Source organism: Viridibacillus sp. KH_047, assembly GCF_057838945.1.
This window is the reverse complement of the sequence record NZ_CM174479.1, coordinates 1,811,281-1,827,067: the sequence shown is the minus strand read 5'-3', so window position 1 is coordinate 1,827,067 and position 15,787 is coordinate 1,811,281. Positions and strand designations below refer to the sequence as shown.

Below are 15,787 nucleotides of genomic sequence, written 5' to 3'. Positions count from 1 at the left end.
CCCTTCAATCTGTTGATTGAAGGGCTTGAACCATAAAAGCGAAAAAAAAACCTTGTTTAGTAACTTTATTAAATGTTGAACTGGTAAGTTAAAAAGTTTTTTTCATAAATACTTGTGAAACAGGTGTCTCCTCAAATCCCTTTTTCGTTAATAAGGAAATCACTCGTCCGTTTCCTTTTAAGAAGTTATAAGTAGTACGATTTATTGGCTTATCGTATTCCAAAGCATTAGCAAGTAATGCATTTAGTACATCTTCATCACCATTTTCAGATAATTGAAATAATGTAATACCTTCCGTTTCATTTCCGAACACATATTTTTTCCGAATAAGACATGCCGCCTGTACATCTTCATCCTTTGTAATCATCACAACTTCTCCACCTATTTTAGGTGTGTTACTAGGATCTGTTTGCCAAGGTACTATAGCTGGAAATAAACCTGAACCTATTGCATGTACAGCAGGAATTCTTTGAATTTCATAGCCATCTAAACTTGGTAATTGTTTATCTAATACCCCTTCTGCTGATAAAAAGAGCAAATCGTCAACTACTTTGTAACCACACTTCTCATATAATGATATGGCGGGCCTATTTTCAGAAAGTGCTTCTAATGTAGCTATAGAAACTTCGTTGTCCATTAAGACTTTCTCCGCCTCTTGCATCAAAGAAAATCCCAACTTCTTCCCACGATATTCGGGAACAATACCGGTTCCACCATTCCATGAAACCTTTTGACCATCCACTTCTCTAATCCCTTGCAGTACAAATCCGACAGGCTCAATACCATCATACGCAACGACTGAGAGCGATGGAGATAAACCTTCATTTCCAAACTTACTAATGAATGTTTCAAAAGATAAATTCATCGGTAATAAATATCCTTCAAATCCTCTATTAAATAATTTATGTGCTTCTTGAAAGCTTACTGACGACAATAATTTATAAGAAATGTTCATTGCTTACCTCCGCTTTTCATCATGTTATTCGGACTGTAATTTCTGCAAATATATTAAGCTATTCTTTTTATTATATTGCCATTTAATATTTTATACAATTCTAATATTACTGATTATTCTGTCCCCCGAACGTTAAAAAGCCTTGATTCCAAATTAGAATCAAGGCTACAATTTTTACATTGCTTTTTTATTTGAAAATTGACTGTTATATAGGTCAGCATAAAAACCGTCTTCTTCTAACAGATCTTGATGTGTTCCTTGTTCGATTACTTTACCTTGATCCATCACTAGGATCAAGTCAGCGTCTCTGATAGTAGAAAGACGATGTGCAATAACAAAGCTAGTTCGCCCTTCCATTAAAAGATTCATCGCTTGTTGGATCAGTAATTCTGTACGCGTATCAACACTTGATGTTGCTTCATCCAAAATCATAATCGGAGGATCTGCAAGTACTGCTCGAGCAATAGTTAAGAGCTGCTTTTGTCCTTGTGAAATATTTGATGCTTCTTCATTTAAAACTGTATTATACCCATCTGGAAGTGTACGAATGAAGTGATCTGCTCGAGCTGTTTTTGCAGCTGAGAATATTTCTTCATCTGTAGCATTTTCTTTCCCAAAAGCTAAGTTCTCTTTAATTGTCCCATTAAAGAGCCATGTATCCTGAAGTACCATACCAAATGTTTTACGAAGGTTTTCGCGAGATATGTTGCGCGTATCAATACCATCAATTTTGATTTTCCCGTCATTCAACTCATAGAATCTCATTAACAGGTTGATCAGTGTCGTCTTACCAGCTCCAGTTGGACCTACAATGGCAACTGTTTGACCAGGATGTACTTCAATATTCATATCCTCTATTAATAGATCCTTGCCATATCCAAAACTAACATGCTCGAAAGTAACGGCTCCTTTTGCTTTTGTTAAACTAGATGACGTCACTTCTTTTACTTCCTCTTCTTCATCTAGAAGTTCAAAAACACGTTCCGCTGCGGCAATTGTTGATTGGATTATATTTGCAATGTTCGCTGTTTGTGCAATTGGCTGTGTAAACTGGCGAGTGTACGTAATAAATGCTTGTATATCACCAATTGAAATCGCACGTTGCGTTACTAAAATACCGCCCACAACACTAATGATAACGTAACTTAAATTCCCGATGAATGACATTAAAGGCATGATCATTCCTGAGATAAATTGTGCTTTACGACCTGCTTGATATAATTTTTCATTTACTTCATCGAACTCTGCGACCGCTTTTTTCTCATGACCAAATACTTTAACGACTTGGTGGCCTGTATACATTTCTTCAATATGACCATTTAACTGGCCAAGTGTTTTTTGTTGCTCTGCAAAATGTTTTTGAGACCTTTTCAAAATTGGTTTAATGACGAAAATTGAAAGTGGCAAACTTACAATTGATATTAATGTTAGCAACGGGCTGATTGTTAACATCATAATAATAATCCCAATTATTGTTACAATCGAAGTGATAAACTGAGTCACGCTTTGCTGTAGCGTACTACCAATCGTATCAATGTCATTTGTTACCCTACTTAAAGTTTCTCCATTTGCACGTCCATCATAGTATTTCAATGAAAGCTTCTCTAGCTTTTCATTGATCTCTGTTCTTAAATCATAAACTGTTTTTTGAGCGACGCTAGACATAATATACTGTTGAATATACGAAAACAAACTACTAATAACATAAAGTCCCGCAAGTAACAGTAACAATTGTCCAATAGCATGGAAGTCGATTTCAGCTCCAGGTACTCCTTTGAATTTGCTATATGCCCCTTCAAATAATTCAGTGATTGCATTCCCCATTATCTTTGGCCCTACAACCATGAAAACAGTACTCATAATTGCTGCTAAAAATACGATAATTAATCGATTACGATGTGGTTTTAAAAAGCTAAGCAAACGTCTAAACGTACCTTTAAAATCTTTAGCTTTTTGCCCAGCCATCATCATATGACCACCGCCATGCCCCATTGGACCGCCTTGAGGTTTCGTTTTTTTATGCTTACTCATGCGATTTCCTCCTCTGAGAGCTGTGATTTAACGATTTCACGATAAACTTCATTTTCTTCAAGTAACTCTTTATGTGTACCAATTCCTGCTATTTGGCCACTATCTAAAACGATGATTCGATCAGCATCAACTACTGTACTAACGCGCTGAGCAACAAGTAGCATTGTTGCATCCTTAGTTTCTTCTTTTAAAGCTGCACGTAGACTTGCATCTGTTTTGTAATCAAGCGCTGAAAAACTATCATCGAATATATAAATATCTGGTTTTCTTACTAACGCTCTTGCAATAGAAAGACGTTGTTTTTGACCACCAGATACATTTGAACCACCTTGAGAAATTTCAGATTCATAACCATTTTCCATTTTACTTATAAAATCTTCTGCTTGAGCTATGCGCGCAGCATGTTCTATCTCTTCTTGCGTAGCATCTTCTTTACCAAAGCGAATATTTTCAGCAATCGTACCTGTAAAGAGTAGTGCTTTTTGCGGTACATAACCAATCTTAGAACGTACCTCATCGATTGATGTCTCTTTTAGATCTACACCATTTACTCGAATCGTACCACTAGTAACATCATAAAAACGTGGAATTAGATTCACAAGCGTTGATTTCCCAGCACCGGTTCCCCCAATGATTGCAGTAATTTCACCTGACTTAGCACGGAAACTAATATTAGATAAAACAGCTTCTTCTGCTCCTGGATAAGTAAAAGACACGTTATCAAATTCAAGTGTACCTCGCTCTTGGTCTACTGCTTTAGCCCCTTCATTAAGTATTGTTGGTTTCTTATCTAATACTTCATTAATACGTTTAGCGGACACTGCAGCTCTCGGAATCATAACAAACATCATTGATGCCATTACAAGAGCGAACATAATTTGCATGACGTATTGAATGAAAGCCATCAAGTCCCCGATTTGCATACCACCGTTATCAATACGAATTCCACCAAACCAAATGATGCCAACCACTGTTAAATTCATTACAAGCATCATGACCGGCATTAAAAATGCCATTACTTTATTGACTTTGATAGAAACGTCCATTAAATCTTTATTAGCCTTTTGCAAACGAACTTTTTCTTGCTTTTCACGATTAAAAGCACGGATAACGCGTATTCCCGTTAAATTCTCTCGCAATACTAGATTCAACCGATCTAGACGTGTTTGCACTAATTTGAAGAGCGGTATTCCTTTTGACATTATAAGAAGAACGGCCCCCATTAGTACAGGGATTGTCGCTACGATAATAAGCGATAATTTTGCATCCTTCGATAAAGCCATGATTAATCCACCAACAAACATGATCGGTGCACTTACAACCATTCTTAGTAACATGATTACTACTTGCTGTACTTGTGTTATATCATTTGTTGTTCGTGTAATCAGAGATGCTGTTCCAACTTCATCAAAATCTTGAAGTGAAAATCCCTCAACATGATTAAACACTTTTCGGCGGATATCACGGCCAAAACCCATTGCCGCTTTTGATGAGTAATAACTTGCAACAATCGATGCACACACTCCTAGTGCAGACACTAAAAGCATTAATCCACCGATTTTCAAAATATAATTCTTATCTCCTACTACTACTCCCTTATCAATAATATCTGACATTAGAGTAGGCAAATATAAATCAGCCATGGATTGAACGAATACAAGTCCAACCACCGCTAGAACAATCCACTTATAAACTGTTAGGTTTTTTAGTAGTTTACGCATTTAATCATTCTCCTCTTTCTATAGCCTCTTCTAATAAAGTGATTATTTGGTGCTGTGATGTTAGAAGATCATCGTATTGTTTATCACTGAGTGAATCAGTCGCTGACTCAAAAGCTTGGAGAATGCTACTCTCTTGGCTTTGTATCTTGTTATAAAGTAATTGACCTTTATCACTAAGGGTCAACAACATTTCTCTTCTGTTATCTTCTACAGGATTTCTTTGAATCAATTCAGCCTGCACAAGTCCCTCAACAGCCTGACTTAATGTGCTTTTCGGAAAAAACGTTGCCTTCCCTAACTGTTTTTGAGTCATCTCTTCAAATGGTGCAAGCGTTATTAATAGAGCATATTGAGGAATCGTCAGATCATTTTTTAATGCCGTTCTTTGCACTATTCTCCTAATACAATGATTCACATGCCAAAATGAATGTAATAACTTTTCAGACTTTATAACAGCGTCTTTTTCAAGACTCAAAATCCCCACTCCTTTCAAACAGTTCCATTACGAACAGTTCTATATTAGCACAATTAAATTTACCTTTTTATTGAAGAACAATCAAGAGAAAAGAGTAGTATTTGGCAAACTAATTTCATTATTAAAACTGCAAAAGAAAACCCAGTTAGAGGACCTTATTATACTGTCCTTTAACCGGGGTTTTTTACATATTCAAGTTAACTTTAATGTTTCAAATTCATCGCCGTCTTATAAAATGCTGCACTAGATAATACAATCAACGCTACCAATAAAAAGAGTTGATCTTGGAAATGCACTAACAGCCATCCGCCAATGACCGGTCCGATAAAACTTCCTAAGTTCTTAAATTGAGCAGCCCCTAAAAAGCTTGCTTTTTGTGATTCGGGGGCAATCTCATCAATTAGGACATTCATTGTTGGGAATATGAAAATCTCACCAATGGTAAACAGTACCATCCCAATAACAAATATGAGACTAGTATTTGCCACGCCAAATAAAGCTAATCCCCCAACAAAGAATCCAATACCCAATAATAGTGTGAATTTCGTTGAATATCGCTCCGAATAGATACTAATCGGTAATTGTAAAATAAGAACAACCGCAGCATTAAGTGCTATTAATAATGAGTAAAGTTTTACTCCATTCTCAACAGTTAATTCGACCAATTGAGGTAATGTAGAATCGAACTGAGAGTATCCAAAGTTAATCAATATCGCGCCTGCAACAAACAACTGCATTTTTCGATTCGATAATATAATGCGGAACATATGATGTATTTGAATTTGTGATGCTAGTTTTTGCTGTTTCATTTCATAACGATTCAATACGATCATCAAAAAGATTCCATATAGGCAATACATAGCGCCTGTAAACAAAAAAGGAACGCTTGGACTTGATAAGCTGGCTATATAAACACCAACTAAAGGACCTATTACAGCAGCTATATTAATTGCTGTATATCGTAATGAAAAGAGGCGTTTTCTTCTTTCTTGTGGCGTAAAATCAATCATTAATGCTTGTGTAGCCGGTTCAAAAAAAGAACGACATAAACCATTGATAGCATTTAAGACTATGAAAATAGCAACAATATTTGTCGTAGCAAATCCTATAAACACCGTACTCCATACAAAAACAGTGATTAACAGTATTCGTTTTCTTCCAAACCGGTCAGTCAAATAACCGCCGATAAAGCCTCCTATAGTTGATAATAATGGGGCTATTCCTAGCGTTATACCTATGAGTAAAGGCCCTACTTCTAAATCTTTATGTAGATAAAGCGCCAAAAAGGGCATAGCCATATAACTTGCGATACGTGTAAATACTGTACCGCCTAAAATGATCCATACTAATGGATGGAACTGTTGGAGGAATCTCAATTTTATGCACTTCACTTTCAAATAATTAAGTTTAGAACTTTCCAACAAATATAACACCGTCCATATATGTATGAACAGAGCTAAATTTTCATTACTTTAATTATTCCGACAAATCGAAGTGTATAAGTTAAATAGGTTGTTGTATTTATCATTAAATAAAAACCCCTTATGCTAGAAGAACAAACTGTACCTCATCGCATAAGGGGCATACATTATTTACAAACTAATACTTGTCTAGCAAAAGTACCTTTTCTTGCTTCACAGCGATCGATAATTTCAAAACCAGCTTCTTCAATCATATGGTCCATTGTATCAATCGTTACTATAACAACTTTTTTGGTGAATCGGCGAGCCTGTTTCACGATATCAAGCTGTTCTTCAACAGTAATATGTGTGAATAAATTGTACGGCATATCAATGATTGCAACATCATAATTGTCTTCAATCTCTGAAATTGGTCCAGTAGTTACATTACCTTCTAGACCGAAATGAGCGATATTCTTTCTTGAACCTAGTACTACACGTCGATTAATATCACGTCCTACGATATCAATTCCCATCGATAATGCTTCAACTAACACTGTCCCAATACCGCAACATGGATCGATTGCACGAACTCCGTTAGGATGCGGTACTGCAATATTTGCAACTGCTCTTGCAACACGTGTATTTAGCGCTGTTGAGTACATATGCGGTTTTTGCTGGTGGTGAAGCCAAATAGGTTCACTGACTTCTAATTTACCAAAATACCATTTGTTATCTATCAAAACGACACCAAATACAATTTCAGGTTGCTCTAAATCCGGCTCACCTTGAATACGTAAACCAATGTTACGTTCGATTTCTCGTCGTTTTGAGTGACCAATCTTTTTCATAGAACCAAGCTCAGAGTCATTCAAACAAACCACTTTAAATGTTGCATGATCTAAATCCAGTTGTTCAACTAATTCGGCTATTTGTTCGAAGCTCTCACCTTCATATATTACTTCAAGGCGCTCTTTCATAAATGGACTTCTACTTGGATCTATTTCTATCGTACTTTTCAACACATTTGAAAGGACGTCGAATCCAAAAAATGACCGCATCTCCATACGACACAAATCATATTCATCTCGATGCCCTGAATATGTGTAAATAAATTCTCTGTTACTCAATCATTTCCCATCCTTCACTGTGCTTCCTCAATCTCTTCAATTAATTTGAAGAAGAAGCGATAAATCATGTTATAAATTTCTTCAAACGATTTCGCTTCACTAAAACCTTCTAGATAATCTAAAGGCACATTTACGTCCCACAAACCATCTTCAGCGGAAAACATAACACTGTATTTTGCATTTTCCCCTTGCAAATGTGTATTCAAATAAGTTTTTATAGCCTCGCCGAATTTCTTTTGTAATTTCAGACCAAATAAGGCTGTGTACGTTTCAAAAACATCATCGAATTCTAGCGCTACAGCATCCATGCGGATTATCTCAAAATTACTAGATTCTACATAAACAAATTCATTTGCTTGCTCTTTTAAATATGAAATTGGTTTCTTTAAGAAAGCAGTAGTTTCCGCAGAAATCAATTCTTCCGTCTCTTTATTACAGCGTTCAAGAGCGTCTATGTGAAATACTTTTTCAGCAACAGATACACCACTTGGAAGTAATTGATGTTTTTCTACGAATTCCTTTTCAATATCAAACAATTCAATTTTGTTTTCACTTATATGATTTTCAATATAATTTTCAATTTGTTGTTTTAACAATTTAAGTCAGCTCCTTTACTTGAAAGGAATTGAATTGCATTCCTCTCATACCCTAGTATAGCCTAAATTGTACTGTTAAGCCTTTAATTTATATGTATTCAGTTAAATCATGACATAAGTTTTTTCTATTAGAACATTTATTTGTTGATATTATTAAAAGCTAATATGAAAGAACGATAACAGTGCTAAGACAAGTGAAAAAAACCTATACAAGAAACTTGGAGTAATATCAATGATTGAAATATAATGAAGACTCCATTTTAATGACTTCTGTTGTATTAATAAGGGATATTTATCAAGAAGTCGATGTAATAGATACTTGATGATGAGTTTAGCAGTCTTATATTAGTGAGTGTATAATGTTCAAGTCTTGCTTTTGTTCTGTGTTTCGGTGGAATCAAAAAAACGTTTCAAAAGCCTAATGACTTTTGAAACGTTTAATTTAATCTACAACTTTCCCTTTTCCATCGTAAAATACCACAAAATAACCTTCTGATAAAGCATCATCTAAAATCTCACTTGGTATGGTCCAAAATACGGTTTCTTTAGGTTCTACTTGAAAAAACGTCGAGAATCCTTTGTTTTCTAATTTCACTTTGACTACATTCGATTTATTATTAAAGAAACTACTACTGAAATCTTCATCGTCGAACGTTCTTTGATAGCTAGTTAACGTCACATTGCTACCCCACTTCATTTTTTCATATACATAATGACCATTCTTAAGACCAAATGATGCGAGAATATATTGATCGTCTGCTTTTGCTAGTGCTACTCTCTTATCTAGGTACGAAGCAGCTGTAACCAATTCTAAATTTTTTATATTTTTAATCGGTTCCCCTTTATCTGCATATATATCTAAAGCTTTAGTTATAGATTGCAACATCATCGTTTCATCATCAGCATACAGTTTTACTTCACGATTATTATAAAACCCGATCAATCCTAAAACTAGGAACACCCATGGTAGGAAAAAAACCCAATTTCTTCGTCTCCCACTTATAGTTAGAATAACTGCAGCAACGAACAATAGCACAAATAATATAAATGAACCCAATGTGAGAATAGGAAGGTTCTCCACTTTTTCTGTAAACTTCTGTGGTTTTAACAAATCCGGTGGATAAACTGGTAGATCTACATAATTAGCCAAAGTCTTTTTTAGTTCATTACTATTAGATACGATATCACGGAATGCTTGATTTTCTGAAAAGACCTTGTAAACTTCTGGAATCCCTTCTTCCCCTTTTACAACGTAAGCATTCATATATTGCAGCAATTCAATTAGAGAAGCCCTTTCACTTTTAGATAAATCAGGTGACTCGTAAAATAAGCTTTTTCCAGTTTCAATTGCCCTCTGTAATAACCAATCATTTTGAACGAAAAATATATTTCGTAGCTCATCAATCTTCTCCACTTTTGAATCGTCGGAGGCACGTAATTTTACTAATTCAGTAAATAACGCCACTCTCTCCTCTACAGCTTGTGTCACTGTCTGATCAACTATTGTTGAAGAATTATTGCCACTTACGATAACTTTTTGTTGTTCTGTAGGCAAGTCGATTAATATGAATGTTAACGCTATAAGTGCAACAGAAGTTAAAACCATCGCAATATATGGATATAAATTATGTTTTTTCTTCCTTCTTATTTTTTCAATAGTTTCATGTTTCTTTTGTGTAGAAAAACGCCCTTTTTTATACCCATTTTCCATCGTGTCACGAATCGGATCTAGCATATAATTCTCCCCCTTCTTGCAATATTTTACCTAGTATTTGCCTTCCTCTTTTTATTCTAGTTTTAACTGTATTGACGTTTAAATTAAGTGTGTCACTTACTTCTATTAAAGACATTTCTGCAAAATGATACAGCACAATCACATCTTTGTATTTAGTAGGTAAGTTTTCTATGGAATGTAAGAGCCTTTTTGAAGTATCTCGCTCTATTACAATGGACTCTGTTGTTTGCTTTGTTGCACTCCATTTACCAAAAAAGTCAGTTATGCGTACCTTTTGATATTTCCAGCTTGCTATGTAGTCATGGCTAACATTTACCGCAATTCGATATAAATACGTTTTTAATGCTGCATCTTCTCGAAAATGCTCCATTTTTTTGTAATATCGTATGAATGTTTCTTGTGCAGCATCTTCTGCTGCCCCCCAATCATGTACGTATGTATAACAAAGTTGCACAAGATAATCGCCATAATCATCCATCGCCTGCAACAAGCGATTTTCCTTTTCTATATCATCCATTTCGCTTGCCTCCCTTAATTGTTTGTAGTTAGACTAGGTGATTATTGGAAAAGTTTCATTTCTTCAACAAATATTTCCATAAAAAAAGAACCGACTTGATTCGATTCCTGAAGTATTAATATTGAGATACTTTTCTCTTAGTTTACAGCATTCCTTATACTTATCTACATCCATTTGTTAAAATAAGTAGTACACTAAGAGAAGCAATTAAGTATGGTTTATATTAAATTGAAAAATAAAAAGCATCATTATTTTAAATTAAATGCAGATGATATTTTAGAAATAGTTTGTCACCACTTAGCATATCAAGAAGAGTTAGGTACTTATAATTCTAAATTAACGTTTATTGATGAAGGAAATGATGAATTACGAATTGTTGCTGCATTTGGTGAGTTAGAAGATGAAAGCATTGATGAAATAGACTTATTCAAATTAGATAAAGAAATCGATTATAATGGAGATCATGCGAATATTCCAGAAGGATCTATTTTAGATCCAACTAATCCAGAAACAAGAGAGAAAATGAAAAAGGCACTAGAGGAAATTGAAAAAGAACTTAAACTTAAATTTTAATTAAATCATTGAATTAAAATTTCGAATAATGCCTTCTATCTAGTACATTGATTTTCAATTGAGAATTCGTGTGATTGTAAAGGACTAAGCTATTTGAAATGAATAATTCATAAAGGACAGCATTACTGCACCTCAATTGATAGACTTAAGTCTACAATTGGAGGTGCTTTTCTTATAATTAAATTTAAAACTTCGCTAACGTATTTACAATGATTAATTCTAGAATACTACCAAATCAATTAGATGTCGTTAAAAGATTTCAATAAATTGGATTTGATCAAAACATATTGCTATGATTGAGAAAATCAAAGTCATCGAGGATGTATTCTTATTTTTGGATAGTTTCCATGAAAACAAAAAAATGAGATCTCGAATTCTAATGACTTCTACTGTATTTAAGACGAAGAAAAGTACAGTATATAAAGAGGTGTGAAGATACTATTGAATGAGTAGAGTCATGCAAAAAACTAACGTGGTACTTTAGTGATACAAGAAATTAAAAATGAATATACTTTTAATGGAAAGTTAACACATTACATTGAATTAGAGCCTTTTTAAATTAACCTATTTTAATAACATACTTGTTCTGTTCGTTCACTTTTAAAGCATATTAATTAATTTTTTCAAACTAAATAACATTAAGTTGAGTTATATAAAATCCGAATTCAAATTAAAAGGCCAGTTACTGGTAAAATACCGATAACTGGCCTTTTATATAGGTGTTTATACTCTTTTACCTTTGTTCAATCATTATTTCTATCTCATTTTATGATTAACTCTGTAACTACAGGTTGTGGATTTTCGGCTAGCTTTTTCTTTTCTAATCGTTTATGATACCAAGCTACAATTATTGGAGTTAAAATAGCTGTAATGATTACTGAAGCAGCACACAAAGCTGTAGCGTCTGCTGCCATTATCTCGTATTTACTATTTGCAGCAGCTACTGCTACAGGTACTGTCACAACTGCACCTGCCGAAGAGGCCGCCGCTAACCCTGCAATTCCTGAACCTTTTAAAATGTACTTATCAGCAAGGAATAATGTGAAGCCTGTAACTATTATTACCATCAATCCTAAAAGAATACCTAATAAACCTGCTCTTACTGCATTGACGATATTCATCCCTGCACCTAAAGCAAACGCAAAAAATGGGATTAGAATTGGAACAGCTGGTTTGAAAAACGCCTTCATTTCCTTATCTAAGCTACCAATCGTGACCCCAATAACCAATGGTAATATCGTCCCCACTAAGAACTCCCACGGGAAGCTTGCAATCCCCGCTACTCCAAATGTAACCATTGTTAAAAACGGACCTGATTCAAGCATCATTATAGAACCTGCACCAACTTCTTCCTCTGTTCCATATTGAGACATTAGCGCCATATATAGACCAACATTTGTTTCATTCATAGCTGCTACAATTGCTAATACAGATAACCCTGCAAAAAAGCCACCTGTTATGTACTCAGAAGGCATTATTTGCACAGCAATAAGTCCAACTAAAGCAGCAGTCCCTATCTTAACTACTAAAAATGTGACTCCTTTCTTTACAACAACTGGTGAACCTACAAAACTAATTTGAGTACCGACACAAAAATAAAACACAGCTAAAATTGGTAAAGCCCCAGTTAATAAAGCTCCTGTAAACGACCCTAAAGTAGTTGCTGTAGCAGGAAAAAGTGTGTTAATAATTGCACCTAAAAACAACGGAATAATCATCATACCACCAGGTACTTTTTCAATTGTCTTTTTAATTTGCATCTGGATTCCTCCTAATTTGTTTGGAAAACATTTCTCAATTTACCAAGCCCCTCAATTTCCACTTCTACCACGTCATTTTCTTGAATCCACACACGTTCATTTTCTGGTAAACCTAAAACAACTCCCTCAGGGGTCCCCGTCAGAATAATATCTCCTGGTTTTAGTGTGAAATGCTTTGAAATGTAACTCACGATTTCCTTGCAGTTGAATATCATATCTGACGTATGAGAGTTTTGTTTCAATTCTCCATTCACATAAGTTTTAATAGCTAAATTATTAGGATCTTCAATCTCATCTGATGTTACTAAATAAGGTCCTAACGGGCTGAAGTCATCACACGTTTTCCCTAAAAGCCACTGTGCTGTCCGCATCTGTAAATCTCGGGCTGATAAATCATTTACGTTACAATACCCAAACACATAATCAAGTGCATTGTCTACCTCTACATCCTTCGCCTTTTTGCCCATAACAATGACTAGCTCCGCTTCGTAGTCGACTTCATTAGATACTTTTGGAAGTATAATTTCTTGGTTATGCGCCGCAATTGTATTACCAAATTTATTAAATAAGATCGGATACTCTGGAATTGCTGCATTTGTTTCTTCCGCATGCTTACGGTAATTCAAGCCTACACAAATTATCTTCTCGATATTTTGAGGCACACATGGACCATATTGTATATCTGTTTCATCCACACAAAATGTATCATCTGCCTGATGAATAGCAATATCTACAACCTTTTTTAACTCCTCATAACTTTGCTTATCTGAAATAACCCTAAACAAATCGAATTGAGTGCCATTCCCTAACTTTTGGGATACTTCATTAACATCAATAACCCTGTTATAGTGAGAAACACCTAGCTTAATATCATTATTTTTTTTGAAAGTTAATAGTTTCAATTAGATTCCCTCCACTCTTTAAGCATTTTTTCCAAATACAACACCACCGTCTACATATAGAGGTGAACCCATTACAAACTTAGAATCATCTGATGCCAAAAACAGAGCAGCACTTGCAACATCCACTGGTAATCCTATTTCAGCTGTTAATTGACGCTGACGAATTGTATTCAATGCCTCTTCGGGATCATCATAAGATTTGCTTAAATAATCCTCTACAAATGGCGTCATAACAGTGCCTGGTAATAACGCATTAACACGAATATTGTACTTCGCATAATCGACCTGCATTGACTTTGTAAATGCTAGTACCGCACCTTTTGAAGCAGAATAAACTGTTCTTCGCATTAGACCCATTTCTGCAACACAAGAAGACATATTAATAATAGAACCCGATTGTTGATCCTTCATATGGGGAACTACGCATTTACTCGGAATAAACACGCCTTTCACATTAATACTCATAACTCGGTCCCATGTCTCTACATCTAATTCTTCAACATTTCCAACACCGGAAATACCAGCATTATTAAATAAAATATCAATTTTAGAATGTTCACTCACCACTTGATCCACCAGCAATTTGAAACCGCTTTCACTTGTAACATCAGCAAATATAAACTGGGATGAACCACCTAGAGACCTAATAATTTCAACTGTCTCTTCTCCTGCTTCACGATTAACATCATTAATCACGACATGTGCGCCTTCTTGTGCAAATCTTTCTGCTGTAGCACGCCCTATTCCTGATCCAGCACCTGTAATAATAGCTACCTTTCCTTGTAATCTCATTTTCCCACTCCTTTAGTTTTTTATGAAGAACCGGATTCTTTATGCAGAACTTATTTGTTGCTCTTATTCTATTATCAGGATTGTCAATATATTCCGCAGAGATAATTTTTCGAATTTATAGAAAAGTGAATTATCTTTATTAGGAATTGTAGTATGCTAGTACTAGCAAATTAAAACAATCTAAAAAATACAAGGAGACTTTATATGAGCTACTCTGTTCCAGCACTTGAAAAAGCGCACTTGATTTTTAGTATTCTTTTAAATTCAGAAGTAGAATTAACGATGACGGATATTATTAATAAAACAGAAATTAATAAGAGTACTGTTTATTCCATCCTTCATGTATTAACTGAATTAAGTTATCTTGAAAAAACCAACAAGCAAACATATGTATTAGGTCCACAGTTAGGGATTTTGGGATCCAAATACTTGAGACAGTTTAACATCACCAGTACATTTAATGATTTAGCGCTGCAATCGGTCAATAAAATTGGGGCAACTTGCCAACTTGCCATTTTAAATGGGTTAAATATTATTTATTTATCCAAAGTAGATGCTTCATCACAAATTCACTTAGTCACATCTCCTGGGATGACATTGCCTGCACATGCCACAGCAATGGGGAAAGTGTTACTAAGTCAATATTCAGATACCGAAATAGAGCAATTATATACTGGATATTCTTTTACAAAACTTACAGATAAAACGATCGATTCAATTCCAAAATTATTAGAACAATTACATACCATTCAACAACAAGGTTGGATTCAAGAAATAGGAGAGGCTGTTGAAATATTCACATGTATTTCCGCTCCTATTTTTAATAACCAAAATAAAATTATTGCTGCCACTAGCTTCACCCATCCAATCAATGGCTTCGACCCCAAAAAAAATTTAATCATCAATGAAACGATCAATTTAGCCAAACAAATTTCTAGCAAAGCCGGATATAGTGAAAACCTGTAAGAGCCCATACAAAAACCCCCCTTTTCTTAAGAAATTTTCAAAGTAGAAGGGGGGGTATAATATTTACTTTCTTGCTCTTTTTGATTGATCTGCCTATTCTAAACTGTATTATACTCGAATTAAATTTTTCGTTACTGAATAAGGAACTTTTCTATTAGTTTACAGCATTCCTTATACTTATCTACATCCCTTTATTATAATGAGCAGTACTTTTAAAATTTTGGCTATGTTTAA

14 protein-coding genes are annotated in these 15,787 nt (G+C 34.7%); 2 read left to right on the top strand and 12 right to left on the bottom strand.

Annotated elements, in window-relative coordinates:
• Nucleotides 1-88 precede the first annotated feature (88 nt).
• The 9 genes from AC3IS5_RS09175 to AC3IS5_RS09135 form a co-directional block, all read right to left on the bottom strand.
• Complete coding sequence (locus AC3IS5_RS09175) at nucleotides 89-955, bottom strand: GNAT family N-acetyltransferase (protein ID WP_489427525.1); 867 nt, start codon at nucleotides 953-955, stop codon at nucleotides 89-91.
• A 174-nt stretch (nucleotides 956-1,129) separates the two neighbouring features.
• A complete protein-coding gene (locus AC3IS5_RS09170; protein WP_489427524.1) occupies nucleotides 1,130-2,986 on the bottom strand; it encodes an ABC transporter ATP-binding protein in 1,857 nt (618 codons plus the stop codon).
• On the bottom strand, nucleotides 2,983-4,707 hold the full coding sequence (locus AC3IS5_RS09165) for an ABC transporter ATP-binding protein (protein WP_489427523.1): 1,725 nt from the start codon (nucleotides 4,705-4,707) through the stop codon (nucleotides 2,983-2,985). The genes AC3IS5_RS09170 and AC3IS5_RS09165 overlap by 4 nt, the downstream gene beginning before the upstream one ends.
• Nucleotides 4,708-4,711: 4 nt before the next feature.
• Nucleotides 4,712-5,182: a MarR family winged helix-turn-helix transcriptional regulator gene (locus AC3IS5_RS09160; protein ID WP_489427522.1), complete on the bottom strand. Its 471-nt coding sequence runs from the start codon at nucleotides 5,180-5,182 to the stop codon at nucleotides 4,712-4,714.
• Between the two features lie 203 nt (nucleotides 5,183-5,385).
• Nucleotides 5,386-6,558, bottom strand: coding sequence for an MDR family MFS transporter (locus tag AC3IS5_RS09155; RefSeq protein ID WP_489427521.1), 1,173 nt, complete (start codon nucleotides 6,556-6,558; stop codon nucleotides 5,386-5,388).
• A 212-nt stretch (nucleotides 6,559-6,770) separates the two neighbouring features.
• The gene (locus AC3IS5_RS09150; protein WP_489427848.1) at nucleotides 6,771-7,649 is read right to left on the bottom strand and encodes an RsmD family RNA methyltransferase; all 879 of its coding nucleotides are present in this window, start codon (nucleotides 7,647-7,649) and stop codon (nucleotides 6,771-6,773) included.
• Nucleotides 7,650-7,726: 77 nt separating this feature from the next.
• Nucleotides 7,727-8,308: a branched-chain amino acid aminotransferase gene (locus tag AC3IS5_RS09145; RefSeq protein ID WP_489427520.1), complete on the bottom strand. Its 582-nt coding sequence runs from the start codon at nucleotides 8,306-8,308 to the stop codon at nucleotides 7,727-7,729.
• A 442-nt stretch (nucleotides 8,309-8,750) separates the two neighbouring features.
• Nucleotides 8,751-10,043, bottom strand: a complete 1,293-nt coding sequence (locus tag AC3IS5_RS09140) for a hypothetical protein (protein ID WP_489427519.1) — start codon at nucleotides 10,041-10,043, stop codon at nucleotides 8,751-8,753.
• Complete coding sequence (locus tag AC3IS5_RS09135; protein WP_489427518.1) at nucleotides 10,024-10,560, bottom strand: sigma-70 family RNA polymerase sigma factor; 537 nt, start codon at nucleotides 10,558-10,560, stop codon at nucleotides 10,024-10,026. The genes AC3IS5_RS09140 and AC3IS5_RS09135 overlap by 20 nt, the downstream gene beginning before the upstream one ends.
• A 213-nt stretch (nucleotides 10,561-10,773) precedes the next feature.
• Here AC3IS5_RS09135 and AC3IS5_RS09130 point away from each other — a divergent pair, with 213 nt between their 5' ends.
• Entirely contained in the window at nucleotides 10,774-11,133 is a 360-nt protein-coding gene (locus AC3IS5_RS09130) for a hypothetical protein (protein ID WP_489427517.1), read from the top strand.
• Between the two features lie 761 nt (nucleotides 11,134-11,894).
• Here the strand turns inward: AC3IS5_RS09130 and AC3IS5_RS09125 are convergent.
• Genes AC3IS5_RS09125 through AC3IS5_RS09115 form a run of 3 tightly spaced genes read right to left on the bottom strand, consistent with a single transcriptional unit; the run spans nucleotide 11,895 to nucleotide 14,587 of the window.
• Entirely contained in the window at nucleotides 11,895-12,893 is a 999-nt protein-coding gene (locus AC3IS5_RS09125) for a 2-keto-3-deoxygluconate permease (RefSeq protein ID WP_489427516.1), read from the bottom strand.
• Between the two features lie 11 nt (nucleotides 12,894-12,904).
• Nucleotides 12,905-13,795 (bottom strand): fumarylacetoacetate hydrolase family protein, encoded by an 891-nt coding sequence (locus AC3IS5_RS09120; protein WP_489427515.1) that lies wholly within the window; start codon nucleotides 13,793-13,795, stop codon nucleotides 12,905-12,907.
• An 18-nt stretch (nucleotides 13,796-13,813) separates the two neighbouring features.
• Nucleotides 13,814-14,587 (bottom strand): SDR family NAD(P)-dependent oxidoreductase, encoded by a 774-nt coding sequence (locus AC3IS5_RS09115; protein WP_489427514.1) that lies wholly within the window; start codon nucleotides 14,585-14,587, stop codon nucleotides 13,814-13,816.
• Between the two features lie 204 nt (nucleotides 14,588-14,791).
• Between AC3IS5_RS09115 and AC3IS5_RS09110 the strand changes: the two genes are divergently transcribed.
• A complete protein-coding gene (locus AC3IS5_RS09110; protein WP_489427513.1) occupies nucleotides 14,792-15,553 on the top strand; it encodes an IclR family transcriptional regulator in 762 nt (253 codons plus the stop codon).
• The last annotated feature ends 234 nt before the right edge of the window (nucleotides 15,554-15,787 follow it).